The 24156-nt window shown below is 73.4% G+C and carries 23 protein-coding genes and 1 riboswitch; of the genes, 13 read left to right on the forward strand and 10 right to left on the reverse strand.

Going from position 1 to position 24156, the window contains the following annotated elements:
* Positions 1-89: 89 nt before the first annotated feature.
* Entirely contained in the window at positions 90-710 is a 621-nt protein-coding gene (locus tag AB0953_RS06340; protein WP_366858268.1) for a response regulator transcription factor, read from the reverse strand.
* Positions 707-1840, reverse strand: a complete 1134-nt coding sequence (locus AB0953_RS06345) for a sensor histidine kinase (RefSeq protein WP_366858598.1) — start codon at positions 1838-1840, stop codon at positions 707-709. The genes AB0953_RS06340 and AB0953_RS06345 overlap by 4 nt, the downstream gene beginning before the upstream one ends.
* 293 nt (positions 1841-2133) lie before the next feature.
* Between AB0953_RS06345 and AB0953_RS06350 the strand changes: the two genes are divergently transcribed.
* The gene (locus AB0953_RS06350; protein WP_366858269.1) at positions 2134-2691 is read left to right on the forward strand and encodes a heme-binding protein; all 558 of its coding nucleotides are present in this window, start codon (positions 2134-2136) and stop codon (positions 2689-2691) included.
* A 131-nt stretch (positions 2692-2822) separates the two neighbouring features.
* The gene (locus AB0953_RS06355; protein ID WP_366858270.1) at positions 2823-4316 is read left to right on the forward strand and encodes a M1 family metallopeptidase; all 1494 of its coding nucleotides are present in this window, start codon (positions 2823-2825) and stop codon (positions 4314-4316) included.
* Between the two features lie 232 nt (positions 4317-4548).
* Here the strand turns inward: AB0953_RS06355 and AB0953_RS06360 are convergent, their stop codons facing one another.
* Positions 4549-5124: a TerD family protein gene (locus AB0953_RS06360; RefSeq protein WP_366858271.1), complete on the reverse strand. Its 576-nt coding sequence runs from the start codon at positions 5122-5124 to the stop codon at positions 4549-4551.
* A 151-nt stretch (positions 5125-5275) separates the two neighbouring features.
* Here AB0953_RS06360 and arfB point away from each other — a divergent pair, with 151 nt between their 5' ends.
* Positions 5276-5701 (forward strand): alternative ribosome rescue aminoacyl-tRNA hydrolase ArfB, encoded by a 426-nt coding sequence (arfB, locus tag AB0953_RS06365; RefSeq protein ID WP_366858272.1) that lies wholly within the window; start codon positions 5276-5278, stop codon positions 5699-5701.
* A 93-nt stretch (positions 5702-5794) separates the two neighbouring features.
* Here the strand turns inward: arfB and AB0953_RS06370 are convergent, their stop codons facing one another.
* Positions 5795-6400, reverse strand: a complete 606-nt coding sequence (locus AB0953_RS06370; protein WP_366858273.1) for a flavin reductase family protein — start codon at positions 6398-6400, stop codon at positions 5795-5797.
* A 267-nt stretch (positions 6401-6667) separates the two neighbouring features.
* Here AB0953_RS06370 and cdgB point away from each other — a divergent pair, with 267 nt between their 5' ends.
* Positions 6668-8377 carry a diguanylate cyclase CdgB gene (cdgB, locus tag AB0953_RS06375; RefSeq protein ID WP_366858274.1) on the forward strand — a complete coding sequence of 570 codons (1710 nt, stop codon included), beginning with the start codon at positions 6668-6670 and terminating at the stop codon, positions 8375-8377.
* 68 nt (positions 8378-8445) lie between these two features.
* Positions 8446-9486 (forward strand): carbohydrate-binding protein, encoded by a 1041-nt coding sequence (locus tag AB0953_RS06380; protein ID WP_366858275.1) that lies wholly within the window; start codon positions 8446-8448, stop codon positions 9484-9486.
* A 74-nt stretch (positions 9487-9560) separates the two neighbouring features.
* On the opposite strand, the gene AB0953_RS06385 is transcribed toward AB0953_RS06380, so the two are convergent.
* The 3 genes from AB0953_RS06385 to AB0953_RS06395 form a co-directional block, all read right to left on the reverse strand.
* Positions 9561-10481: a 1-phosphofructokinase family hexose kinase gene (locus AB0953_RS06385; RefSeq protein ID WP_366858276.1), complete on the reverse strand. Its 921-nt coding sequence runs from the start codon at positions 10479-10481 to the stop codon at positions 9561-9563.
* Between the two features lie 162 nt (positions 10482-10643).
* On the reverse strand, positions 10644-11795 hold the full coding sequence (nagA, locus tag AB0953_RS06390) for an N-acetylglucosamine-6-phosphate deacetylase (RefSeq protein ID WP_366858277.1): 1152 nt from the start codon (positions 11793-11795) through the stop codon (positions 10644-10646).
* Positions 11795-12727, reverse strand: coding sequence for an ROK family protein (locus tag AB0953_RS06395; RefSeq protein WP_366858599.1), 933 nt, complete (start codon positions 12725-12727; stop codon positions 11795-11797). Before AB0953_RS06395 ends, nagA begins: the two co-directional genes overlap by 1 nt.
* Before the next feature lie 188 nt (positions 12728-12915).
* On the opposite strand from AB0953_RS06395, the gene AB0953_RS06400 reads away from it, so the two are divergent.
* The 3 genes from AB0953_RS06400 (at position 12916) to otsB (ending at position 15455) form a co-directional block, all read left to right on the forward strand.
* Positions 12916-14208, forward strand: coding sequence for an extracellular solute-binding protein (locus AB0953_RS06400; RefSeq protein WP_366858278.1), 1293 nt, complete (start codon positions 12916-12918; stop codon positions 14206-14208).
* 61 nt (positions 14209-14269) lie between these two features.
* Complete coding sequence (locus AB0953_RS06405) at positions 14270-14530, forward strand: DUF3263 domain-containing protein (protein WP_366858279.1); 261 nt, start codon at positions 14270-14272, stop codon at positions 14528-14530.
* Positions 14531-14606: 76 nt separating this feature from the next.
* Positions 14607-15455, forward strand: a complete 849-nt coding sequence (gene otsB, locus AB0953_RS06410) for a trehalose-phosphatase (RefSeq protein ID WP_366858280.1) — start codon at positions 14607-14609, stop codon at positions 15453-15455.
* Between the two features lie 306 nt (positions 15456-15761).
* On the opposite strand, the gene AB0953_RS06415 is transcribed toward otsB, so the two are convergent.
* Positions 15762-17285, reverse strand: coding sequence for a trehalose-6-phosphate synthase (locus tag AB0953_RS06415; protein WP_366858281.1), 1524 nt, complete (start codon positions 17283-17285; stop codon positions 15762-15764).
* A 103-nt stretch (positions 17286-17388) separates the two neighbouring features.
* Complete coding sequence (locus AB0953_RS06420; protein ID WP_366858600.1) at positions 17389-18366, reverse strand: glucosyl-3-phosphoglycerate synthase; 978 nt, start codon at positions 18364-18366, stop codon at positions 17389-17391.
* Positions 18367-18563: 197 nt separating this feature from the next.
* A riboswitch (SAM riboswitch) is annotated at positions 18564-18717 on the forward strand.
* 17 nt (positions 18718-18734) lie between these two features.
* Here AB0953_RS06420 and thrC point away from each other — a divergent pair.
* The 4 genes from thrC to groL all read left to right on the forward strand — a co-directional run bounded on the left by thrC (position 18735) and on the right by groL (position 22991).
* The gene (gene thrC, locus AB0953_RS06425; RefSeq protein ID WP_366858282.1) at positions 18735-20051 is read left to right on the forward strand and encodes a threonine synthase; all 1317 of its coding nucleotides are present in this window, start codon (positions 18735-18737) and stop codon (positions 20049-20051) included.
* A gap of 36 nt (positions 20052-20087) precedes the next feature.
* Positions 20088-20366, forward strand: coding sequence for a MoaD/ThiS family protein (locus AB0953_RS06430; RefSeq protein WP_366858283.1), 279 nt, complete (start codon positions 20088-20090; stop codon positions 20364-20366).
* 396 nt (positions 20367-20762) lie between these two features.
* On the forward strand, positions 20763-20966 hold the full coding sequence (locus AB0953_RS06435; RefSeq protein ID WP_005315736.1) for a cold-shock protein: 204 nt from the start codon (positions 20763-20765) through the stop codon (positions 20964-20966).
* A 405-nt stretch (positions 20967-21371) separates the two neighbouring features.
* On the forward strand, positions 21372-22991 hold the full coding sequence (gene groL / locus AB0953_RS06440; protein ID WP_362176449.1) for a chaperonin GroEL: 1620 nt from the start codon (positions 21372-21374) through the stop codon (positions 22989-22991).
* 103 nt (positions 22992-23094) lie between these two features.
* On the opposite strand, the gene AB0953_RS06445 is transcribed toward groL, so the two are convergent.
* Positions 23095-23574 (reverse strand): Uma2 family endonuclease, encoded by a 480-nt coding sequence (locus tag AB0953_RS06445; RefSeq protein ID WP_366858284.1) that lies wholly within the window; start codon positions 23572-23574, stop codon positions 23095-23097.
* Between AB0953_RS06445 and AB0953_RS06450 the strand changes: the two genes are divergently transcribed.
* Entirely contained in the window at positions 23530-24129 is a 600-nt protein-coding gene (locus AB0953_RS06450) for a phosphoribosylanthranilate isomerase (protein ID WP_366858285.1), read from the forward strand. The genes AB0953_RS06445 and AB0953_RS06450 overlap by 45 nt on opposite strands.
* The last annotated feature ends 27 nt before the right edge of the window (positions 24130-24156 follow it).

Genomic DNA, 24156 nt, shown 5'->3' on the forward strand with positions numbered 1-24156 from the left:
CCGGGCGGCAGGCTCCGCCGGGCCCGGGGCCGGGGCCGGGCCGTGGCCGGGCCGGGGCCCCGCGGTTGCCGGATCAGGGCCGCGGGGGCCTACGGGAGGAGGCGCTGTTCCTTGGCCACCGCCACCGCGCCCGCCCGCGTGTCGACGCCGAGTTTGTCGTAGATGCGGCCCAGGTGGGTTTTGACGGTGGCTTCGCTGATGAACAGGGCCCGGGCGATGTCCCGGTTGCCGAGGCCGCGCGCGAGCTGGCCCAGGATGTCGAGCTCGCGGTCGGTCAGCGTGGGCCGGGAGCCCCGCATGGCGGCCATGACCCGGCTGGCGACGGGCGCGGAGAGGGTGGTGCGGCCGGCCGCGGCGGCGTGGATGGCGGCGAAGAGCTCCTCGGGCCGTTCCGCCTTGAGGAGGTAGCCGGTGGCGCCGGCTCCGATGGCGCGGGTGATGTCGGCGTCGGTGTCGTACGTGGTCAGGACCAGGACGTGCGGCGGGTTGCCGGCGGCGGTGATGCGGCGGGTGGCCTCGACCCCGTCGATGCCGTCGCCGAGCTGGAGGTCCATCAGGACGACGTCGGGCCGCAGCCGCGCCGCGAGGGCGACGGCTTCCTCGCCGCTGCCCGCCTCGCCGAGGACCTCGATGTCCGGGGCGCTGCCGAGCAGGGCCAGCAGGCCGGCGCGGACGACCGCGTGGTCGTCGCAGAGCAGGAGGGTCGTCATGGGCGGTGCTCCAGGGGGATGGCTGCGGACAGGACGGTGCCTTCGCCGGCGGTGGACTCGATGGTGAGGGTGCCGCCGAGCTGGCCGACCCGGGCCCGCATGGCGGGCAGTCCGTGTCCGCGGTCGCCGCCCCGCGGGGCGCGGGGTTCGGTGAAGCCGTCGCCGTCGTCGGCGACGTCGAGGACGACCTGGTCGCCGAGGAAGCTGAGGGTGAGGGCCGCGGTCCGGGCGTGGGCGTGCTCGCGGACGTTGGCGAGCGCGCCCTGCGCCACGCGCAGCAGGGCGGACTGGACGCGTTCGGGCAGCGGCGCCGGGGTGCCTTCGAGGTGGAAGCGGACGTCGATGTCGGGGCCGGCGTCGAGGGCGCGCAGCGCATCGGCGAGCCCGGCGCCGCCGGCGAGCTCGGGCGGGGCGAGGTCGTGGACGAGCCGGCGGGCTTCGGCGAGGCCGCGGGCGGCGATGCCGGTGGCGGTGCGGACGTGGGCGCGGGCCGTGGCGGGGTCGCCGTCCCAGACGCGGTCGGCGGCCTGGAGCAGCATCTGCTGGCTGGAGAGGTGCTGGGCGAGGGTGTCGTGGATCTCCATGGACAGGCGCTGGCGTTCGGCGAGGGTGCCTTCGCGGCGTTCGGTGGCGGCGAGTTCGCGGCGGGTGCGGATGAGGTCGTCGATCAGGTCGCGCTGGGCCTGGGCCTGGCGCTCCATGTGGACGAAGACGGCGGTGGCCAGGGCGGCGATCGCGGGCGGGGCGAGGAGGAGGTTGGGGTCGAAGCCGTGCGACAGCTTGAGCTGGGCGGCGACGACGAAGACGGTGAGCAGGGCGACCAGGACGATGGCGGCGCGCGGCGGCAGGGTGCGCAGGGCGGTGTAGAAGAGGGGGACGGCGCACCAGGCGAAGCTGGGGGCGAGGACGACCAGGACCACCCAGGCGGCGACGACCAGGCCGAGCCAGATCAGCCGGCGCAGGGTGGGGGCGGCGCCGAGGGCGGGTCCGAGGACGTACAGCAGGGCGAGTGCGGCGCTGAGGGCGATGATCCACGGGGTGTTCGGGGAGCCGGGGTGGCGCAGCAGGAACCGGGCGACGGAGGCGCCGAGCAGCAGGAAGAACGCCGTGTGCATGACGGCGGCCAGCATGCGGGTGTCGGCCTTCCGCGACGGCGCTCGGGTCACGTGGGTCACGTGGGGCACGTCTGTCACGGCGGGGCTCCCGGGTCGGTCTCTTGCTCCATCGTGCCCGGTGGCGGGCGAGGGCGCCGTCCAGCCAAGCGGGGTGGCCGGCGGGTGCGCATCAGCCGATCGGACGATACGGGGGTCGACCGGTGGGGCAGCGGGTGCGAGCCGGTCCGGGGACGGGCGGGCGGCGGTTCGGGGCCGAGGCTGGATGCAGCACCAGGACCGATGTCCCCGCACCAGCAGGAGCAGCAGAGATGAAGACCCGCACCCGCGTTCTGACCGGTACCGCCCTCGCCGTCGCGCTCGGCGCCGGGACCTTCGGCGCGGTCAGCGCCAGTGCCGCGCAGCCCGAGTCGGCTCCGGCGGCCGCCGTCGCGAAGAAGGACGGCGAGGTGAACGACAAGAACTTCACCACGACCACGCACCTCACCGTGGACGCGGCGACGCGTGCGGCGCAGGCGTCACTGGAGGCGGCCCGCAAGGAGAACCAGAAGGTGACCGTCGCGGTCGTGGACCGCAACGGCAACACCATCGTCACCCTGCGTGGCGACGGTGCGGGTCCGCAGTCGTACGAGTCGGCGCAGCGCAAGGCCTTCACGGCCGTGTCGTGGAACGCCCCGACCTCGGTCCTGGCGGGCCGGCTGGCCCAGGCCCCGAACCTGAAGGACATCCCGGGCACGCTGTTCCTCGCCGGCGGCACGCCGGTGCAGGCGGGCGGCGCGCCGGTGGCGGGCATCGGTGTGGCGGGCGCGCCGAGCGGGGACCTGGACGAGAAGTACGCCAAGGCGGGCGTCGAGGCGCTGGAGAAGTAGTCCCCCCGCTTCCGGGCCCCCGCTTCCGGGCCCCGGTCCGGTCCGCGGTCCGTCCGCGATGCGGATTCGGCCTCGCCCCCCGAGGCCGAATCCGGCCGTAGTGCGACAAGACACCCCATAGGATCGGCCCTGTGGAAACCCGCGCGCCCGTCCGCCCCTCCCGCCCCTCCCGTCGCGTGGCCGTCCCCGCCGCCGCGGTCCTGCTGGCCCTCGTCGCGGGGTGCACGGGCAGCTCCGTGCACGGGCGGCCGGGCGCGTCGGGCCTGCGCGACCCGTACTTCCCCAAGGCGGGCAACGGCGGCTACCAGGTCGACCATTACGCGCTGGACCTGGACTACGACCCCGCGGACGGGGTCCTGCACGGCACGGCCGTGATCACCGCGCGCGCGGAGCAGGGCCTGAGCTCCTTCAACCTCGACCTCGCCGGCCTGAAGGTCGAGGGGGTCAGCGTGCAGGGCGAGGAGGCCCGCTTCAACCGCACCGGCAACGAGTTGACGGTGCGTCCGGCCGAGGACCTGACGGCGGGCGAGGTCTTCCGTGCGGAGGTCGACTACAGCGGCCGGCCGCGGACCCTGTCGGACCCGGACGGCTCGAAGGAGGGCTGGATCCCCTTCGCGGGCGGGGGCGGGGGCGAGGACGAGGACGGTGACAAGAGCCGGGGCGAGGGGCGGGACGGCGGAGGCGTCGTCGCCGTCGGCGAGCCGGTCGGGTCGATGGCCTGGTTCCCCGGCAACCACCACCCCAGCGACAAGGCCTCGTACGACATCACCCTCACCGTCCCGCACGGGTACGAGGCGGTCTCCAACGGCGAGCTGCGCTCGCGCACCGACGCCGGCGGCGGCCGGACGCAGTTCGTGTGGCACAGCCCGGAGCCGGTGGCGAGCTACCTGGTGACGGCGGCGGTGGCCGCGTTCCGGGTGTCGGACGGGCGGACCCCGGCGGGGGTGCCGCTGTACACGGCCGTGGCGCCCGGCGAGGCGGCGGCGGCCGGGCCGGCGCTGGCACGGCTGCCGGAGATGGTGGACTGGGGCAGTGCCCGCTTCGGCCCCTACCCCTTCTCCACGGCGGGGGCGATCGTGGTGCCGGCCGGCACGCTGACGTACGCGCTGGAGACGCAGACCCGGCCGGTGTTCTCGGGCGCGCCGAAGGACCAGGACCTGGTCCTGCACGAGCTGGCGCACCAGTGGTTCGGGAACTCGGTCTCGCCGAAGTCCTGGAAGGACATGTGGCTCAACGAGGGCTTCGCGACGTACGCGGAGTGGCTGTGGGACGAGGAGCACGGCGGGGTGAGCGCGCAGCGCCGCTTCGAGGCGTTCCTGGCCGGCGACACCTCGGTCGACGAGGCGGCGGGCACGGACTGGGCGGCGTTCCCGCCGGGCGCCCCGCCGGCGGCGAGCAACATCTCCGAGGACCCGGTGTACTACCGCGGGGCGATGGTGCTGCACCGGATCCGGCAGGAGGCCGGGGACGAGCGGTTCTTCGCGCTGCTGCGCGGCTGGGTGGCCGACCACCGGCACGGCAACGCGAGCACCAAGGACTTCACCGCGTACGCCGAGCAGAAGACGGGGCTGGACCTGAAGAAGGTGTGGGACGTCTGGCTGTACGGCAAGGACCGGCCGCACTGACGGCCCCCTGAGGTCCCGCCGGGCCCGGCCGCCCGGCCCGGGCCCCCGCCCACGGCCGGGTGGACTCCGGCCGGGCTCACTCGGGTCGGAGGGGTTCCTTGCGCGGGGATGGTGGTGCGCGCACGCCTGGCATGGCGAAGCCCCCTCCCCGGACGGCCGGGAGGGGGCTGGCGCTGCTGACGGGGCGCACCGCGGGCGCGGGCGCCGGTCAGGGCGGCGGCAGCGGCCGGACTCAGACGTTGACGCCGAAGTCCTGGGCGATGCCGACCAGGCCGGAGGCGTAACCCTGGCCCACGGCGCGGAACTTCCACTCGGCGCCGTTGCGGTAGAGCTCGCCGAAGACCATGGCGGTCTCGGTGGCCGCGTCCTCGGAGAGGTCGTAGCGGGCGATCTCGGCGCCGTTGGCCTGGTTCACGACGCGGATGTACGCGTTGCGGACCTGGCCGAAGTTCTGGCTGCGGGAGTCGGCGTCGTAGATGGAGACCGGGAAGACGATCTTGTCGACGTCGGGGGTGAGGGCGGCCAGGTTGACCTTGATGGACTCGTCGTCGCCGGAGCCCTCGCCGGTGCGGTTGTCACCGGTGTGGACGATGCTCTGGTCCGGGGTCGACTTGTTGTTGAAGAAGACGAAGTGGCCGTCGGAGACGACCTTGCCCATCGAGTTGACGGCGATGGCCGAGGCGTCCAGGTCGAAGTCGACACCGGTCGTCGTGCGCACGTCCCAGCCGAGGCCGACCGTGACGGCGCTGAGGCCGGGGGCCTCCTTCGTGAGCGAGACGTTGCCGCCCTTGGAGAGGCTTACTGCCATGGTGAACTGGTGTCCCTTCGTCGTGGCCTGACCGCGAGATGCGGCCACGGTACCGCTGACCTTCATAACGCGGGGAGAGGGTCGCCGGGTTCCAGCGCGGCGGCGGGAAATGCGGGTGACGCCGTGCGGCGGGGGCGGGATCATGGGGGGCATGTCCGGTCCCCATGTCATCCGCGGTGCGGTGGAGCTCCCCGAGGCGGAGCTCTCCTGGCGGTTCTCGCGTTCCTCCGGGCCGGGCGGGCAGCACGTGAACACGTCCGACTCGCGGGTGGAGCTGCTGTTCGACCTGGCCGCCACGAAGGCGCTGCCGCCGCAGTGGAAGGAGCGGGCGCTGGAGCGGCTCGCGTCGCGCCTGGTGGACGGGGTGCTGACCGTACGCGCCTCGGAGCACCGCTCGCAGCTGCGCAACCGGGAGATGGCGCTGGTGAGGATGGCGGCGCTGCTGGCGGAGGCGACCGCCCCGCCGCCGCGGCCGCGGCGCGCGACGAAGATCCCGCGGGGGATCAACGAGCGGCGGTTGCGGGAGAAGAAGGCCCGCGGCGAGACCAAGCGCGGCCGCTCGGGCCGCGACTGGTAGCACCGCGGCGGCGCCCCCGGCGGCGTCCGCGGCCTCGCCCCGCGGCGGCCCCCGCGGCCGCCCCCGCCCGGCCTGCGGGCGCGCGCCCCGGCACTACGGCGCCAGGTGGCGGTAGCGGCCCCGGAAGTAGGTGAGCGGTGCGCTGTCGGCGGAGGGCACGGCCGAGGCGAGGACGCGGCCGATGACCAGGGTGTGGTCACCGGCCGGGACGCGGCTCTCGGTGCGGCACTCCAGGGTGGCCAGGGCGCCGCTCAGCAGCGGCGCCCCCGAGGCCGCGCCGCGCACGTACGGCAGGTCGGCGAAGAGGAGCCGGTCGCTGATGCGGCCCTTCATCGAGAAGCGGCTCGCGACCTGCAGCTGGTGGTCGGCGAGGACGGAGACCGCCCACAGCGGCTGCTCGGCGAGCAGGTCGTCCATCCGGGATCCCTCGCGCACGCTGACCAGGACCAGGGGCGGGTCGAGGGAGACGGACATGAAGGCGGTGGCGGTCATCCCGACGTCCTCGCCGTGCGGGCCGTCCGGGGCCAGCGGGGGCTCGTGCGCGGTGATCAGGCACACCCCCGAGGCCAGGCGGGACATGGCGGCGCGGAACTCGTCGTGGCTCACCCCCTCAGGATGGACGGTGGGGGCGCTCGGCAGGGGTTCGGAAATCGTCTTCGGCACGCCGGGAACGCTAGTCTCGCCCTCCGCGGTGCACATCGGGCCCGGGGCGGAGCCGCGTCCCGGACCCTTGGCCTAGGCCCGCGGGCGTATCGTTTGCTGCCGGGAAGGCGGGTGTACTGCCGGGCGCCGTGGCCCTTTTCCCCACACCTTTATTCATCTCATGTGACTTGAGTCACAGAGGGCAAGATTTGTTGACCCTGTGTACCTGCCGCACAGCTCACTGTGATTCAGTGGACGGGACACCGCAACGAAACGCCGATGACAAACCTGGAGTTGCTGTCGAGGTCTCGGGGAGAGCGAGCAATGGAGACCGAGTCGGAGCCGTACGTCCGTCTTGCGACCCTGCGGCAGCTGCACCGGGTGGTGGCCGAGCTCAACACGGCCAGGAGCCTGGCGGACACTCTGCAGACCGTCGTGGACGGCATCGTCACGGGCCTCGGCTACGAACTCGCCTGCGTCAACCTCGTACGCCCTGACGGCGACCTCGTCGTCGCCGCGTTCGCCGGCGACCCCGCCGCCGAAGCCCTCATCACCGGCCGCGTCGGCTCCCGCACCTCCTGGGAGCGCCGCCTGGCCATGGGCGAGGACTGGGACGGCCTGCGCTTCATCCCGCACACCGAGGGCTGGGTCCTGCTCGAGGACGACGTGCCGCAGTGGCACACCGACGGCCCCGATCCGCGGTTCGAGGACGAGTGGCACCCCGAGGACCGGCTCTACGCCCCCATGTACGCGTCCGGCGGGGAACTCCTGGGTGTCATTTCGGTGGACAGACCGCGCAACGGGCGCCACCCCGGCGCGTGGGGGCGCGAGGCGCTCCAGATGTACGCCTTCCAGGCGGCCATTGCGATCAGCAACGCCCGGCTGCGCGCGAACATGCAGCGGGCCCTGGTCCGCCTGGAGCGCGAGCAGCAGGCGCTGCGCGCCAGCGAGGAGTCCTTCCGGCAGGCCTTCGAGTACGCGCCCAGCGGCATGGCCATCGCCGAGATGGGCGGGGACCAGCACGGCCGGCTCCTGCGCACCAACGACGCCCTGTGCCGGCTGCTCGGCCGCCCGGCCTCGGTCCTGCGCCGGTACTCCTTCTCCGACCTGGTCCACCCCGAGGACATCGGCACCCTGCTGCGCACCTCCGCCGAGGGCGGCCGCGCCGAGCTGCGCCTGGGCCGCCGCGACGGCACCTACGTGTGGGTGTCGCTGCGCAACTCCGTCGTCGCGGACGCCGCCGACGGGCCGCGATTCCTGCTCACCCACGTCGAGGACATCGAGGAGCGCAAGCGCCACGAGCTCCAGCTCGCCCACCGGGCCAGCCACGACTCCCTGACCGGCCTGCCCAACAGCGCCGAGCTGCGCGCCCGCCTCTCCGCCCGGCTGTGCCGGCTGCCGCAGGCGGTGCGGGCCGGGGCCGTGGAGGCGCTGGACGCCGCGTACGAGGGGCAGGGCGGCCTCCCGGGCGCGGGCGGGGGCGGGGCCGGCGCCGGGGGCGCCGAGCACGGCTTCCGGCCCGACCACCGGCCCGACGGCTTCCCCGAGCCGTTCGAGCTGTCCGGCGGCCCCGGCACGGGCCCGTACGACCACCACGTGCACACGGTGGCGCCCGCGTCCGACGTGGACGACGGGACGAAGGGGCTCGCGGTGCTCTTCTGCGACCTCGACGGCTTCAAGTCGATCAACGACCGGTTCGGGCACCACACCGGCGACGCGGTCCTCATCGAGGTGGCCCGCCGCCTGACGACGGGCGTCCGCGACGGCGACACCGTGGCCCGGCTCGGCGGCGACGAATTCGTCGTCCTCGCCGACGGCCTCGGCGCGGCCGATGCCGCCGACCTGGCGGTACGTCTGCGGAACGCCATCATCCCGCCGATCCGCGTGGACGGCCGCGCCGTGCGGGTCGGGGCCAGTTTCGGCATCGGCTGGGCCAGCTGCGGGATGTCGGCGGACGAGGTGCTGCGCTCCGCCGACCAGCGCATGTACATGGAGAAGAGGTCCCGTTCCAAGGCCCACCGCCGGGCGGGCTGAGTCCGTCGGCCGCCCGTGGGTGCACGTGTTCGGGGTAGGCTCCCGGGGGTCGAAAGGAGTGACCTGCGATGACGACGCCCGCGAACAACGGCCCGAACGGTGGGGCGAACAAGCCCGAGGACGACGACCCGTTCGGCTACCTCTACGCGGACGGCCAGGCTGCCGGAGCCACCCCGCCCCCGCCGGGCGGCGGTTACGCCTACCCCGGACCCACGGTCGGCGGGCAGCCCGGCGCGCAGCGCGGTGTCCCCCGCACCTCGTACAACCAGGTGCGCACGGTCGGCGAGCGGACCTACGGCGGCCAGCGCGGCGCCGTACCGCAGCAGCAGCAGCCGGGCTACCAGGCGCAGTACCAGGCCCCCGAAGCGCTCCAGGCCGGCGGCTACGGCGTTCCGGCCCAGCAGCCGCACCCCACCACGTCGATGCAGGTGCCCGGCAACGGCTCCGGCGGCCGCAGCGGCGCCCGCGGCGGCTCCGGCTCCGGCTCCAGCCGCCGCGGCATGCTGATCGCGGCGGTCGCGGTGCTCGGTGCGGTCGTGATCGGCATCGGCGCGGCCCTGGCCTTCGGCGACAAGGACGCGGACAAGAAGAACGCCGGCAAGGACGGGCAGGCGCAGAACCAGTCCGCGCAGCCGCAGAACTCGCCCTCGGCGGACGCCCCGAGCCCCTCCGCCTCGGCGGACGCCCCGCTGCCCAAGGCGGACGCCTCGGGCGCCGGCATGGCCCTGACGGGCGGTGCGATGCTGCAGAACACGGTGCCGGGCGCGAAGAGCGCGGGCGGCCAGTACGTCGGCGGCCTGAACACGCCCGGCGCGGCTGCCACGTGGACCGTGGACGTGGCCAAGGCCGGCCAGTACAAGCTGAAGGTGGTCTACGGCGTGCCCGGCAAGGACGCCAGCATGACGCTGACCGTCAACGGCGAGAAGCAGGAACGGGCCATCAACATGAAGAACTTCAGCCAGGCCAAGCCGGGCGAGTGGGACAAGGGCTGGACCTACACCTGGTCGCTCGTGCAGCTCAAGCAGGGCACGAACACCGTCAAGATGTCGTGCGAGGCCGGCAACCAGTGCGAGGTCAACCTCGACCAGCTGTGGCTGGAGCGGGGCTGACCGGACCGCCGCGGCCCTGCGGCGGCGGCCCGGCCGCGGGCATCGACCCGCTGACCTCCTGAGCCCCTGACCCGCTAACGCTGCGTCACCTTCACCGACCCCCGCACCCGTTCGTAGGTGCGGGGGTCGAACTCTCCCGCTGCCGGAGAGCAGACCGTGGCCGCGGACAGGGCGACCGCGCGGACCAGGCGGTCCGGCCAGCCCAGGCCCTCGACCAGGCCCGACAGCAGGCCCGCGACGGCGGAGTCGCCGGCCCCGGTGGGGTTGCCCGCCAGGGCCTCGGGCGGGGCGGCCTGCCAGGCGCCCTCGGCGGTGGCCGCGAGCAGCCCGTCCGGGCCGAGGGAGGCGACGACGGCGTGGGCGCCGCGGCGACGGGCGCCGCGGGTGGCCTGGAGGGGTTCGCGCGAGCCGGTCAGCTCGGCGAGTTCGGCGGCGTTCGGCTTGACCAGCTCGGGGCGGGCGGCGATGCCGCGTCGCAGGGCCTCGCCGCTGGTGTCGAGGAGCACGGGCGCGCCGGCCGCGCGGGCGGTGCGCACCAGGACGGCGTACGCGCCGACGGGCACGCCCGGCGGGAGGCTGCCGCACAGGGCCACCGCGTCGGCTCCGACGACGAGCTCCCGGTAGCGGTCGAGGAACTGCGCCCACTCCGCGGAACCGATCGCCGGGCCCGGCTCGTTGAACTGGGTGGTGTCGCCGGAGGTTTCGTCGACCACGGCCAGGGTGCGGCGCGTGGGGCCCGCGCAGGGGACCAGGGCGTCGGTCACGCCGGGCGCGTCGGCGGCGAGCAGTTCGCGTACGGCCGCGCCCGTGCGCCCGCCCGCGAAGCCGGTGGCGGTGACGGGGTGGCCGAGCGCGGCCAGGACGCGGGCGACGTTCAGGCCCTTGCCGCCGGGCCGCTCGGCCACGGCGGCGGCCCGGTGCGAGGTGTGCGGAATCAGCCGCGGTACGCGGTGGGTGACGTCGAGTGCGGTGTTGAGCGTCACGGTCAGGATCATGGTGGCAGGCCCCGGTCTCGGTGTGTGCCGGGATCATGTCAAAGACCACCGCGGGCGGCCCAGCCCCGGGGGCCGGGCCGCCTCCGCACGTGCGGCCGGGTACGGCCGATCGGCCGCGCGGCCCCCGTAACGGCGCCGGGTGCCACCGGTCCTGATGTCCGTTCAGCCCTGCGGTGCGACGATCCATTCGCCGCGCCGCATGACGCCCTTGAGGTCGAACCCGTCGTCGAGGACGACGAGGTCCGCGTACTTGCCGGGCTCGAGGGAGCCGACCTCGTCGTACAGGCCGAGGAGTTTGGCCGGATTGGCGGAGATCGCCTGGACCACGGACTCCACGGGCAGCCGGTCCAGGGTCACCGACCGCTTGAAGGCGGTGTCCAGGGTCAGCGTGGAGCCGGCGATCGAGCCGCCCTCGACGAGGCGGGCCACGCCGTGCTTCACCTCCACCTCCAGCGGCCCGAGGTGGTAGGTCCCGTCGCCGAAGCCGGCCGCGTCCATGGCGTCGGTGATGAGGGCGACGCGGTGGGCGCCGGCGTGGTGGAAGGCCAGTTCCAGCATGGCCGGGTGCAGGTGGGTGCCGTCGTTGATCAGCTCGACGGTGACCCGCTCGTCCTCCAGCAGCGCGGCGATCGGGCCCGGGGCGCGGTGCTCCATGGCCGGCATGGCGTTGTACAGGTGGGTGGCCACCGTGGCGCCCGCGGCGATGGCCTGGCGGGTCTGGTCGTACGTGGAGTCGGTGTGCCCGATCGCGGCGATGACCCCGTGCTCGGCGAGCAGCCGTACGGAGTCCAGGCCGCCCGGCAGCTCGGTGGCGAGGGTGAACATGCGGGCGGCGCCGTGCGCGGCGTCGACGAGCTTGCGGACCTCGGCCGGGTCGGGGTCGCGCAGCAGCTCCTCCTTGTGCGCGCCCTTGCGGCAGGGGTTGATGAACGGGCCCTCGAAGTGGATGCCGGCGATCTCGCCCTGCTGGGTGAGCTCGGCGAGCAGGCCGGCGCGGCGGGCGAGCTCGTCGAGGTCCCCGGTGACGGTGGAGGCGACCAGGGTGGTGGTGCCGTGTTCGCGGTGGGTCCGTACGCCCTGGAGGACCTCCTCGGCGGTGCCGGAGGTGAAGGAGGCGCCGCCCCCGCCGTGGTTGTGCATGTCGACGAAGCCGGGGACGAGCCAGTGCCCGGACAGGTCGACCACGGCCGCGTCCTCGCGGGCGCTGCCGGCGATGCGGTCGCCCTCGACGATGACGCGGCCGCCCGCCACGATGCCGGTCGGCAGGACGACCCGGGCGCCGGAGAGAACGGTGCTGTGTGCGCTTCCGGCCATCAGGCAGGTACCTCCGTGGCGAGTAGGTCCCAGGCGAGCAGCCCTGCGCCCAGGCATCCGGCGGTGTCCCCGAGGGCCGCCGGGACGATGTGCGGCAGCCGCTGGAACGTCACGCGCTCCTCGACGGCCGCCCGCAGCGGGGTGAAGAGGGTGTCCCCGGCCTCGGCGAGCCCGCCGCCGATGATCAGGGTGCGGGGGTCGAGCAGGGTGAGCGCGGTGACCAGGCCGTCGGCGAGCGCGCCGACGGCGGTCGCCCACACCTGCCGGGCCCGCTCGTCGCCGGAGGCGACCGCCACGGCGCAGTCCGCGGCGTCCGCGGCGGGGTCGCCGCTGGCGGCGGCCCAGGCGCGGCTGACGGCGGAGGCGGAGGCGAGGGTCTCCAGGCAGCCGCGCTGGCCGCAGCCGCAGGCGGGGCCGCCGGGCCGGACCACGATGTGGCCGATCTCGCCCGCGTACCCGTGGGCGCCGGCCTCGATGCGGCCGGCGATGCCGATGGCGCCGGCGATGCCGGTGCCGAGCGGGACGAAGAGGAAGCGGTCGGCGCCGCGGCCGGCCCCGATGCGGCCTTCGGCGAGTCCGCCCGTGCGCACGTCGTGGCCGAGGGCCACGGGGAGCGAGCCGAGGCGGCTGCTGACCAGCGCGCGCAGCGGCACGTCGTGCCAGCCGAGGTTCGCCGCGTAGACGGCGGTGCCGCTGTCCGCGTCGACGATGCCGGGCACGGCCACGCCGGCCGCGCGGGCGGGCGCGCCGAAGCGTTCGCGGCCGAGCGAGTGGAGCTCGGCGGCGAAGTCCAGGATCGTCCCGACGACGGCGTCGGGGCCCCGGTCGCGGCCGGTGGCGCGGCGCGCCTCGTGGAGCAGGGTGCCGTCATCGGCGATGAGGGCGGCCTTGATCCCGGTGCCGCCCACATCGAGGGCGATGACGTGTTTCACGGGTTTCACAGGTGACAGTCTCGCGTGTTCGCCGGGGAAAGGTCTAGTCCATTGGGAGGGATTGTTGAGCCGCCATACAAACGCCGCCGCCCCGTCGGGGGCGGGCCCGGGGCCGGATGTGGAAGAGCCGCCAAAGTGGTGTAGACCTTACGTGGATCGTACGTACAACCTGGAGTGGATCGAGAACTGTGAAGGGCCGTTACCTGAGCCTGGCCGCCGCCGGCGCCGCACTCTGCCTGACCGCGGCGACACTGACCGGCTGCGCAAGCGTCACCGGGGACAACGAGGTGACCCTGCGGGTCGTGGCGGCCGACTACGGGGACAATCCGCAGAACTCCTCCGCCGGCTACTGGAAGGACCTCGCCGCCGGCTTCGAGAAGACCCACCCCGGCACCAAGGTCGAGGTCAGCGTCTACAACTGGTCCGAGGTCGACGCCAAGGTCGCCGCGATGGTCAAGGCCGGCAAGGCCCCCGACATCGCCCAGATCGGCGCCTACGCCGACTACGCGGCCGCCGGCAAGCTCTACACCGCCGAGGAGCTGCTCTCCGTCAAGACCGAGGCCGACTTCCTCGCACCGCTCGCCGACGCCGGCAAGATCCGCCGCGTCCAGTACGGCATGCCCTTCGTGGCCAGCACCCGCCTGCTCTTCTACAACGAGAAGCTGCTCGGCGACGCCGGGGTCGTCCCCAAGGACTCCAGGGCCGGCTGGCAGCCCAAGAGCTGGGCCGACCTCGAGGCCGCCGCCAAGAAGCTCAAGGCCGCGGGCGTGGCCACGCCCTTCGCGCTGCCGCTCGGCCGCGAGGAGGCCCAGGCCGAGACGATGCAGTGGATGCTCGCGGGCGGCGGCGGCTACACCGACAACGAGGAGGCGTACGCGATCGACTCCGCGGAGAACGTCAAGACCTTCGAGTTCCTGCGCGACAAGCTCGTGGGCCAGGGGCTGACCGGTCCGAACGAGCCGGGGAAGACCGACCGGCAGGCCGCCTTCGACGCCTTCACGCGCGGCGAGGTCGGCATGCTCAACGGGCACCCGACCCTGATCAAGCAGGCCGCCGAGAAGGGCGTGAAGTTCGGCATGGTGCCGCTGCCCACCGCCGACGGCACCGACCACTCCACCATGGGCGTCGCCGACTGGATCATGGCCTTCAAGAACGGTCACCGCGTGCAGTCCGGCAAGTTCCTCGACTACCTCTACGAGACGAAGAACGTGACCGCCTTCACCGCCAAGTACGACCTGCTGCCGGTCACCACCAGCGGCTACCGGGCGATGGAGTCCGCCACCGGGGGCTCGGCGGACCGGCTGAGGACCTTCCTGCAGGCCCTGCCCAACGCCCGGCTCTACCCCGTCGGCAAGAAATCCTGGGCCGGCGTGAGCGAGGACGTCAAGCAGAACATCGGCAAGGCCGTGCAGCCCGGCGGCCAGCCCGCCAAGGTCCTGGAGGGCATCGCGACGGCGGCCCGCACGGCGGACGCCCGCTGACGGACCCCGCGCGGGGGGCGGGGCCCACGGGGGTGTCGGTGAGCGGCGTTAATCTGGCGGTATGACGGACGACGGGCAGGGCGGTGAACAGCGGGGCGGGCGGCTGACGTCCGCCGAGGCCGCCGTGCTCGCCTACGAGGGGCGCACCTGGCCCGGCCCCGGCGCCAAGGAGCGCGCGATACGCGAGGGCCTCGGGATGACCCCCGTCCGCTACTACCAGCTGCTCAACGCCCTCATGGACGACCCGCGGGCCCTCGCCCACGCCCCCGGCACCGTCAACCGGCTGCGCCGGATCCGCGAGGCGCAGCGCGCCCGGCGCTGACCCCGGGGCGGCCCGGCGCGGCACGCCGGGGCGCGCGCCGTAGCCGTGACACCGCTGGGCCGTTAGGGTCATCGGTATGGGGAGCCATCCGCACGACCTGCCGATGCCCGTCACCGCTGCCGGCCGCGAGGGGCTCGCAGCCCTGCTCCGCGCACCGCGCGACGCCGTCGTCGCCCTCGACTTCGACGGCACCCTCGCCGAGATCGTGCCGGACCCCGACCAGGCACGCGCCCATCCGGCCGCCCTCCCGGCGCTCGCCGCCCTCGCGCCGCGCGTCGCCTCCGTCGCCGTGATCACCGGCCGGCCGGCCGGGGTCGCCGTACGGCTCGGGGGCTTCGCCGGAGTGGCGGGGCTGGAGCGCCTGGTCGTGCTCGGCCACTACGGGGCCGAGCGGTGGGACGCCGTCACCGGCATCGTCCACGCACCCGCCGAGCACCCGGGAGTGGCGGCGGTCCGGGCCGAGCTGCCGGGATTCCTGGACTCCATCGGGGCCTGGCAGGGCACCTGGATCGAGGAGAAGGGCCGCGCCCTCGCCGTGCACACCCGGCGGGCCGCGGACCCGGCCGCCGCGTTCGCCGCGCTGCGGGAGCCGCTGGACGAGCTGGCCGCGCGGCACGGGCTGATCGTGGAGCCGGGGCGGGCGGTGCTGGAGCTGCGGCCGCCGGGCATGGACAAGGGCGTGGCCCTGACCGAGTACCTGGCGGAAACCGACGCGGAGACGGTGGTGTACGCCGGGGACGACCTCGGTGACCTCGCGGCCTATGCGGCGGTGGAGAAGCGGCGGGCGGAGGGGCTGCCCGGGCTCTTGCTGTGCAGCGGCTCGGAGGAGGTCCAGGAGCTGGCCGCCCGGGCCGACCTGGTCCTGCCGGGCCCGGCCGCCATCACGTCCTACCTGACCGCCTTGGCCGCCCACCTCCCGGCCTGACCCGCCGCTGCGCGGAGCCCGTCCCCTCCCCGCCCCTTCCCGCTGTGCCGGACCTGCGGCTCCGCCGCGTGGCGGGCCCTGCGGCGCTGGCGCGGCTCAAAGATCGGGGCTCCGCCCCGGACCCCGCGCCTCAAACGCCGGCGGGGCTGGATTTCCGCCCGGCGGGGCCGGAATGGGCGCCCAGCGGCACCATCCGGCCCGCGCGGCGTTTGAGCGCACCGGGCGCGGAGCGCCCGGGTCTTTCAGCCCCGCCGGCGTTTGAGGCTCCGCGCAGCGGCGAGGGTGGGAGGCCGGCGGGGCGCATGGTCAGGCCGGGGTCGGCGGGATCGCGCGGAGGGCGGTCAGCTGGGCCTCGAACCAGCGGGACGGGGGGAGGGACGTGGCGGCCGTGGCCAGACGCTTGGTGCGCTCCAGCCGCTCCCCCGCAGGCATCGACAGCGCCTCGTGCAGCGCCTCCGCCGTGGCCGTGACGTCGTACGGATTCACCGTCAGCGCGTCCTCCCGCAGCTCCCCGTACGCCCCCGCCCCCGTCGACAGCACCAGCGCACAGCCGGCCTCCGACACCACCGGGATCTCCTTCGCCACCAGGTTCATCCCGTCCCGGACGGGGTTGACCAGCGCCACGTCGGCCATCCGGTAGGCGGCCAGCGACCGCGCGAAGTCGTCCTGCACCGACAGCAGCACCGGCTGCCAGCCCTCCGTCCCGAACTCCTCGTTGATCTCCTGCGCCAGCTCCCGCACCGCCGCCGTGTACGCCCGGTACGCCTCCAGGTCCTGCCGGGACGGATACGCGGAGGCCAGGTGCACCACGCGCCCCCGCCACTCGGGCCGCACGGTCAGCAGCTCCCGGTAGGCCAGGAGCCCCCGCACGATGTTCTTCGACAGCTCGGTGCGGTCCACCCGGACGATCGTCCTGAGGTCGCCGACCTCCGCCCGCAGCGCCGCCAGCCGGTCGTCGACCTCGGGCCGGTGCGCGAGGCGGCGCAGTTCGTCGCCGTCGACGCCCAGCGGGTACACCGCCACCTCGGTGCGCCGGGGCCCCGCGGCACCGGGCCCCGCCCCCGCGCCCCGCGGCACCGTGGCGACGTACCGCTCGCCGTCCGCCCCCGCCGGCATCCGCGGCTCCGCGGTCCCCCGCTCGTCGTCGAGGTGCGCCCCCAGCAGGAACGCGTCCGCCCACGCCCGGGTGTGGAAGCCCACGACGTCCGCGCCGAGCATGCCCCACAGCAGCTCGCTGCGGATGTCGTCCGGCAGCATGTCCAGGAAGTCGCGGGACGCCCACGGCGTGTGGGTGAAGTGGGCGATCCGCAGGTCCGGCCGCAGTGCGCGCAGCTGCCCGGGCACCAGCGCGAGGTGGTAGTCCTGCACCAGGACGCAGGCGCCCTCGGCGGCCTCCTCGGCCAGTGCTTCGGCGAAGGCCCGGTTGTAGGCGGTGTAGCCCTCCCACCGGCGCCGGAACCCGGCGTCGAAGACGGGGGTGCGCGGGATGTCGTACAGGTGGTGGTGGGTGAGCCACAGCACCGAGTTCGCGATGCCGTTGTACGCGGCGTCGTACACCGACGGGTCGATGTCCAGCATCCGCACGCCCGGCTCGGCCACGCCCCGCCGCACCGCCTCCCGGTCCCCTTCCGAGAGCGCGGCGCAGATCCACACCGCGTCCGGCTGGCCGTCCAGCGCGGCCGAGAGGCCGGAGACCAGCCCGCCGCCGCCGCGCCGGGCGGTCAGGGCGCCGTCGGGGCCGTGGGCGTACGACAGCGGGCCGCGGTTGGCTGCGACGAGTACCTGGGAGGTGTGCAGGGCGTGGGACGTCTGGGAAGCCTCGGAAGCCATGCGGCGAACCTAGCCCGGCCCGCCCCCGCTCAAACGTCCGTTCCCTCCCCTTACGGGACCCGTACGGGGCCGTGCGCGAGCCGTGAGCGGGCGTGGGACCGCGTCAGGCGACCCGTCGGCCCGTGTACTCCTTGACCTCCAGCATGGGCGGCCGCTCCTCGGTGTCCACGGCGTGCGTGCGCGGTACGAACCCGTCCGGCCCGCGCTCGAACTGCGTCAGCGCCGGCCGCACCGGGGGGTACCCCCAGCGGTGGCCGGGGGAGTGGCCGCGGGAGAGCCGCTGTTGCGCCGTGCGGTAGATCGCGGCGGCCATCCGGCCCAGCGCCTGCCCGTCCTGATGGCGGTGGAGCCGTACGCCGACGTCCACCTGCGCGAGCGCGTCGAGCCCCACCGCGTGCAGCGCGTCGACCAGCAGGCCGAGCTCCACGCCGTAGCCGACGGGGAAGGGCAGGCGCTCCAGCAGGGAGCGGCGGACCGCGTACTCCCCGCCCAGCGGCTGCACGAACCCGGCCAGCTGCGGCCAGTGCAGGTTGAGCAGCGGGCGCGCGACGAGCTCGGTGACCCGGCCGCCCTGGCCGGGGGCGTCCCCGAGCGGGCGGTCGTACATGGCCTTGACGAACTGCACGTCCGGCTCGGTCAGCAGCGGGCCGACGATCCCGGTGACGAAGGCGGAGGAGAAGTCCCGCAGGTCGGCGTCGACGAAGCAGACGATGTCGCCGGTGGTGGCCAGCAGCGAGCGCCACAGCACCTCGCCCTTGCCGGGAACCGCCGGGATCCGCGGCAGGATCTCGTCGCGGTGCACCACGCGGGCGCCGGCCGCGGCGGCGACCTCGGCGGTCCGGTCGGTGGAGCCGGAGTCCACCACGACCAGCTCGTCCACGAGCGGCGCGGCGCGCCCGTCGATCAGATCGCGCCGGATGACCTCGACGATGGCGCCGACGGTGGCCTCCTCGTCGAGCGCGGGCAGCACGACGCTGACCGTCGTCCCCGTCGCCCGCTTCACGGCGAGCAGCCGGTCGAGCGGCCGGTCGGCCACGGACCAGGAGCGGTCCGCCAGCCAGCGCTCCACCTCTTCCAGCACCTTCGGCACTCCTGCTTCCTTCGGCCCGTCCCCCGGCCGTTTTGGCCGAAAAGTGATCCATCTCGCGCTTCGGACAGCTGTCTCAACCGTCCGAGCCTTCGGTTACAGTCTTGAACAACGCGAAGGACCGCCGCATGCCGGGGGTCCCGCCGACAAATGCCCGGGCGCGCCGCACAGCGCGCGGCCCGGCGCCATACCGCTCATCCAGAGGGGCAGAGGGACACGGCCCGTTGAAGCCCCGGCAACCCTCCAGTCGGTTTCCCGCGACTGCGTGCAGCAGCAGCGAGGTCCCCGGCTAGGGAAGGTGCCAATTCCGTCTCATGGCGAAATGCGCCATGGGGAAGATGAGGAGAAAGGGCCTCGCCATCATGGCTGCACAGACCGTTGCCACCCCTGCCGCCGGAACCTCCGCTGCTGCGCCGGCCGTCGATCTCGGACCCGCCTCGGCCCTGTCCTGTCGGGAGTGCGGTACCCGTTTCGAGCTCGGCCCCGTCTTCGCCTGCGTCGAGTGCTTCGGCCCGCTGGAGGTCGCGTACGAGCTGCCCGCCACCGGCTCCGCCGCGGACGTCGAGGCCCTGCGCGCCGCGATCGAGGCCGGCCCGAACAACATCTGGCGCTACGCCCCGCTGCTGCCGGTCCCCGCGGACGTGGCCGCCAAGCCGAGCCTGAACCCCGGCTTCACCAAGCTCGTCGACGCCGAGAACCTCGCCAAGGAGCTCGGCGTCACCGGCAAGCTGTACGTCAAGGACGACTCCGGCAACCCGACGCACTCCTTCAAGGACCGCGTCGTCGCGATCGCCGTCGAGGCCGCCCGCGCCTTCGGCTTCACCACCCTGTCCTGCTCCTCCACCGGCAACCTGGCCGGCGCCGTCGGCGCCGCGGCCGCCCGGGCCGGATTCCGCTCCTGCGTGTTCATCCCGCACGACCTGGAGCAGGGCAAGGTCGTCATGGCCGGCGTGTACGGCGGCGACCTGGTCGGCATCGAGGGCAACTACGACGACGTGAACCGCTTCTGCTCCGAGCTCATCGGCGACCCGCTGGGCGAGGGCTGGGGCTTCGTCAACGTGAACCTGCGCCCCTACTACGGCGAGGGATCCAAGACGCTGGCGTACGAGATCTGCGAGCAGCTCGGCTGGCAGCTGCCCGACCAGATCGTCATCCCGATCGCCTCCGGCTCCCAGCTCACGAAGATCGACAAGGGGCTCCAGGAGCTGATCAAGCTGGGTCTGGTCGAGGACAAGCCGTACAAGATCTTCGGCGCCCAGGCCGAGGGCTGCTCCCCGGTGTCCACGGCCTTCAAGGCCGGCCACGACGTGGTCCGCCCGCAGAAGCCGAACACCATCGCCAAGTCCCTCGCGATCGGCAACCCGGCCGACGGCCCGTACGTGCTGGACATCGCCCGGCGCACCGGCGGCTACGTCGAGGACGTGACCGACGAGCAGGTCGTCGAGGCCATCAAGATCCTCGCCCGGACCGAGGGCATCTTCGCCGAGACCGCGGGCGGCGTGACCGTCGGCGTGACGAAGAAGCTCATCGAGGACGGCCGCCTCGACCCGTCGCTGACCACCGTGGTCCTCAACACCGGCGACGGCCTGAAGACCCTGGAGGCGGTGGCCGCCGACAGCGGCCAGACCGCCACCATCCGCCCGAGCCTGGACGCGTTCCGCGCCGCCGGCCTGGCCTGACCACCCTCCCCGCACTTCCGGAAAGGCAGTAGCGCCATGAGCGTCAACGTCCGCATCCCCACCATCCTGCGCACCTACACCGGCGGCCGGGCCGAGGTGCCCGCCGAGGGCGCCACGCTGGCCGAGGTCATCGCCTCGCTGGAGGCGAACCACCCGGGCATCGCCGCCCGCGTCCTGGACGACCAGGGCAAGCTGCGCCGCTTCGTGAACGTCTACGTCAACGACGACGACGTGCGCTTCGAAGGCGGCCTGGAGGCGGCGACGCCGGACGGTGCGGGCGTCTCGATCATCCCGGCGGTCGCGGGCGGCTGCTGAGGTCGGCGCCTGAAGTGCGCACCCCAGAATTGCCCCCTCCGGCATTAAGCGGAGGGGGCAATTCTGCTTGGTTGGGCGCGGTAGAGTTGGGGAAGTCCCCTCCGCTGTTCTTGCCCGCCGCATATGAACGGGTCGCGTGAGGGTTGACATTGAGTCAATGTGCGCGCGCGGTATGGGGCTTTGGCGTGATATGCCGGGTCCGAGTTGCCCGGGTAAATGCCAAATTTTCATCTCATTTTGCGATTTCCGTGTGACCAGAATTCTCGTCGGATTGACCTGTTGCAGACAGCACCGGTGCAGATACATTCAGCCGCGGTCGAGGCGTTCCGGCGCAAGTTCTGACCCGGGACCGCGAAGTGCGGTCCTGCGCAAGGGCCAGTAATAGGGGAGTTAGGCATGGCTCAGGGCACCGTCAAGTGGTTCAACGCGGAGAAGGGCTACGGCTTCATCGCGGTCGACGGTGGTGCGGATGTGTTCGTCCACTACAGCGCCATCCAGATGGACGGGTACCGCACCCTTGAAGAGGGTCAGCGGGTCGAGTTCGAGATCTCGCAGGGCCAGAAGGGTCCGCAGGCGGACATGGTCAAGCTCGCCGTCTAAGCCCGGCGCGGTCGACCACCGACGCATACACGAAGGGCCCGCATCCCGGAGGAGGGGTGCGGGCCCTTCGTCGTGCCCGCGCGGCACGGCGGCGAGGTGTCGCGGACGGGGCGTCACGAGCGCGCCGGGTCGCGCCGCGGACGCCGGGCGTGCGCCCCGCCGGTCCGTGATGGCGCGAAGCCGCTTGCACTCGAGGAGGCCGAGTGCTAATCATTGGCGTTAGCACTCTCCGAGTGAGAGTGCTACTACACGGGACCGGGTCGGTGAGGCCCGCAGGGTCCGGCGGGAAGGAACCGCCGGGCACGCAGGCCGTCCGTCGCGGGCGCAGGCGCGGTCCGGAGCAATCCACCCTCCCCGCGCGCCTTGCGGCGCAGGGGGAACCCCAGTCCTGGAGGACCACTTCAGATGGCCAAGATCATTGCGTTCGACGAGGAGGCCCGGCGCGGTCTCGAGCGCGGCATGAACCAGCTCGCCGACGCCGTCAAGGTCACCCTTGGCCCCAAGGGTCGCAACGTCGTCCTTGAGAAGAAGTGGGGCGCCCCCACGATCACCAACGATGGTGTCTCCATCGCCAAGGAGATCGAGCTCGAGGACCCGTACGAGAAGATCGGCGCCGAGCTGGTCAAGGAAGTCGCCAAGAAGACGGACGACGTCGCCGGCGACGGTACGACCACCGCCACCGTTCTCGCCCAGGCGCTCGTCCGCGAGGGCCTGCGCAACGTGGCTGCCGGTGCCAACCCGATGGCCCTCAAGCGCGGCATCGAGAAGGCCGTCGAGGCCGTCTCCGGCGCCCTGCTGGACCAGGCGAAGGAGGTCGAGACCAAGGAGCAGATCGCCTCGACCGCCTCCATCTCCGCCGCCGACACCCAGATCGGCGAGCTCATCGCCGAGGCCATGGACAAGGTCGGCAAGGAAGGCGTCATCACCGTCGAGGAGTCCCAGACCTTCGGTCTGGAGCTGGAGCTCACCGAGGGCATGCGCTTCGACAAGGGCTACATCTCGGCGTACTTCGCCACCGACATGGAGCGTATGGAGGCCTCGCTGGAGGACCCGTACATCCTGATCGTCAACTCCAAGGTCAGCAACGTGAAGGACCTCCTTCCGCTGCTGGAGAAGGTCATGCAGTCCGGCAAGCCGCTGCTGATCATCGCCGAGGACGTCGAGGGCGAGGCCCTGTCGACCCTGGTCGTCAACAAGATCCGCGGCACCTTCCGCTCCGTCGCGGTCAAGGCCCCGGGCTTCGGCGACCGCCGCAAGGCCATGCTCGGCGACATCGCCATCCTCACGGGCGGCACGGTCATCTCCGAGGAGGTCGGCCTCAAGCTCGAGAACGCGGGCCTGGACCTGCTCGGCCGCGCCCGCAAGGTCGTCATCACCAAGGACGAGACCACGATCGTCGACGGTGCCGGTGACAGCGACCAGGTCCAGGGTCGCGTCAACCAGATCCGCGCCGAGATCGAGAACTCCGACTCGGACTACGACCGCGAGAAGCTGCAGGAGCGCCTCGCGAAGCTCGCCGGCGGCGTGGCGGTCATCAAGGCCGGTGCCGCGACCGAGGTCGAGCTCAAGGAGCGCAAGCACCGCATCGAGGACGCCGTCCGCAACGCGAAGGCCGCCGTCGAGGAGGGCATCGTCGCCGGTGGTGGCGTGGCCCTGCTGCAGGCCTCCGCCGTCTTCGAGAAGCTGGAGCTGGAGGGCGACGAGGCCACCGGTGCCAACGCCGTCAAGCTGGCCCTGGAGGCCCCGCTGAAGCAGATCGCCGTCAACGGCGGTCTCGAGGGCGGCGTCGTCGTGGAGAAGGTCCGCAACCTCCCCGTCGGCCACGGCCTGAACGCCGCGACCGGCGAGTACGTCGACATGCTCGCCGAGGGCATCATCGACCCGGCCAAGGTCACCCGCTCCGCGCTGCAGAACGCCGCCTCCATCGCGGCCCTGTTCCTGACCACCGAGGCCGTCATCGCCGACAAGCCGGAGAAGGCCGCGGCCGCTCCGGGCGGCATGCCGGGCGGTGACATGGACTTCTGATCGGCCCCTTCCGGCTGATCGGCTGTTCTCGAACCGAGGGCGGCACCCCCATCGCGGGGGTGCCGCCCTCGGGCGTCGTACGGGCCGGGCGCCAGGGCCGCCGCTACACCAGCCCGGCGGTGTCGAGCTCGAACCCGAACGGCTCGGGCACCTCCAGCGGCTTCCCGAAGGACACGGTCCTGCGGGAGCGGTCGCCGTGCTCGGAGGGGTCGGAAAAGCAGGTGACCTCCGACTCCTGCATGTCGACGACCAGGCAGACGGGGACCATCTGGCCGTACACCTCCAGCTTCTCCTCCCCGTCCGCGTCCTTGGCGGATACGGAGGTGAACTCGGCCACCAGGGACAGGGCGGCGGCGTCCGCGTGCCGGCCATCTGCCTCGAAGGCGCTCTCGTCCGCCACGAAGAGGTCGGGCCCATAGCCGCGCTCCGCCTGGGGAAACCGGAAGAGGAACGGCGCGATGTCAGGGGCGGAACGGCCGCCGTGCCCGGTCCCCGGAAGGGGTCCGCGCCGATCGGGTGACTTTGGTTCACTGGGGGGATGAACGACCTTTTCGTCAAGATCTGCGGCCTGAAGACCGCGCACGACGTCGACGTGGCCGTGGCCGCCGGGGCCGATGCCGTCGGGTTCGTCTTCGCGCCCGCCAGCCCCCGTACGGTCGGCGCCGCCGCGGCGCGGGAGCTGGCCGCCCGGGTGCCGGACGGGGTGCTCACCGTCGGCGTGTTCCGCGGGCAGACGGTCGAAGAGGTCCGGCGGCTGACCGAGGAGAGCGGCGTCCGGGGCGTGCAGTTGCACGGGGACGAGGGCCCGGAGTACTACGAGGCCCTGCGCGCCGAGGGCCGCACCCTGCTGCGGGCCACCGCGCAGCGCGTCGAGCGGTGCGGGGAGTACGGGGAGGACCTGCTCCTGATCGACGCCCCCGACCCCGGCTCCGGCAAGCCGTGGAACTGGGCCGCGCAGGAGTTCACCGCCCCGGAGGGCCACTGGCTGCTGGCCGGCGGCCTGAACCCGGGCAACGTCCGCGAGGCCGTGCAGACCACCGGCGCCTGGGGCGTGGACGTCTCCAGCGGCGTCGAGAGCGAACGCGGCGTCAAGTCCCCGACCCTGATCCGTGCCTTCGTGGAGGCGGCCCGGAGGTAGCGGCGCGCCGCCGCGACCCCCGTCCCC

The organism is Streptomyces sp. NPDC046866 (assembly GCF_040704625.1).
Taxonomy (GTDB): domain Bacteria; phylum Actinomycetota; class Actinomycetes; order Streptomycetales; family Streptomycetaceae; genus Streptomyces.

Bases quoted from the DNA above. Each gene is read 5' to 3' on its own strand.
- AB0953_RS06415 (WP_366858281.1), bottom strand. From the start codon at position 17,285: ATGGCTTCCGAGGCTTCCCAGACGTCCCACGCCCTGCACACCTCCCAG.
- AB0953_RS06360 (WP_366858271.1), bottom strand. From the start codon at position 5,124: ATGGCAGTAAGCCTCTCCAAGGGCGGCAACGTCTCGCTCACGAAGGAG.
- otsB (WP_366858280.1), top strand. From the start codon at position 14,607: ATGGGGAGCCATCCGCACGACCTGCCGATGCCCGTCACCGCTGCCGGC.
- AB0953_RS06340 (WP_366858268.1), bottom strand. From the start codon at position 710: ATGACGACCCTCCTGCTCTGCGACGACCACGCGGTCGTCCGCGCCGGC.
- AB0953_RS06350 (WP_366858269.1), top strand. From the start codon at position 2,134: ATGAAGACCCGCACCCGCGTTCTGACCGGTACCGCCCTCGCCGTCGCG.
- AB0953_RS06450 (WP_366858285.1), top strand. From the start codon at position 23,530: ATGAACGACCTTTTCGTCAAGATCTGCGGCCTGAAGACCGCGCACGAC.
- AB0953_RS06370 (WP_366858273.1), bottom strand. From the start codon at position 6,400: ATGTGCACCGCGGAGGGCGAGACTAGCGTTCCCGGCGTGCCGAAGACG.
- AB0953_RS06405 (WP_366858279.1), top strand. From the start codon at position 14,270: ATGACGGACGACGGGCAGGGCGGTGAACAGCGGGGCGGGCGGCTGACG.
- thrC (WP_366858282.1), top strand. From the start codon at position 18,735: ATGGCTGCACAGACCGTTGCCACCCCTGCCGCCGGAACCTCCGCTGCT.
- nagA (WP_366858277.1), bottom strand. From the start codon at position 11,795: ATGGCCGGAAGCGCACACAGCACCGTTCTCTCCGGCGCCCGGGTCGTC.
- groL (WP_362176449.1), top strand. From the start codon at position 21,372: ATGGCCAAGATCATTGCGTTCGACGAGGAGGCCCGGCGCGGTCTCGAG.
- AB0953_RS06435 (WP_005315736.1), top strand. From the start codon at position 20,763: ATGGCTCAGGGCACCGTCAAGTGGTTCAACGCGGAGAAGGGCTACGGC.
- AB0953_RS06380 (WP_366858275.1), top strand. From the start codon at position 8,446: ATGACGACGCCCGCGAACAACGGCCCGAACGGTGGGGCGAACAAGCCC.
- AB0953_RS06385 (WP_366858276.1), bottom strand. From the start codon at position 10,481: ATGATCCTGACCGTGACGCTCAACACCGCACTCGACGTCACCCACCGC.
- arfB (WP_366858272.1), top strand. From the start codon at position 5,276: ATGTCCGGTCCCCATGTCATCCGCGGTGCGGTGGAGCTCCCCGAGGCG.
- cdgB (WP_366858274.1), top strand. From the start codon at position 6,668: ATGGAGACCGAGTCGGAGCCGTACGTCCGTCTTGCGACCCTGCGGCAG.
- AB0953_RS06345 (WP_366858598.1), bottom strand. From the start codon at position 1,840: ATGCTGGCCGCCGTCATGCACACGGCGTTCTTCCTGCTGCTCGGCGCC.
- AB0953_RS06430 (WP_366858283.1), top strand. From the start codon at position 20,088: ATGAGCGTCAACGTCCGCATCCCCACCATCCTGCGCACCTACACCGGC.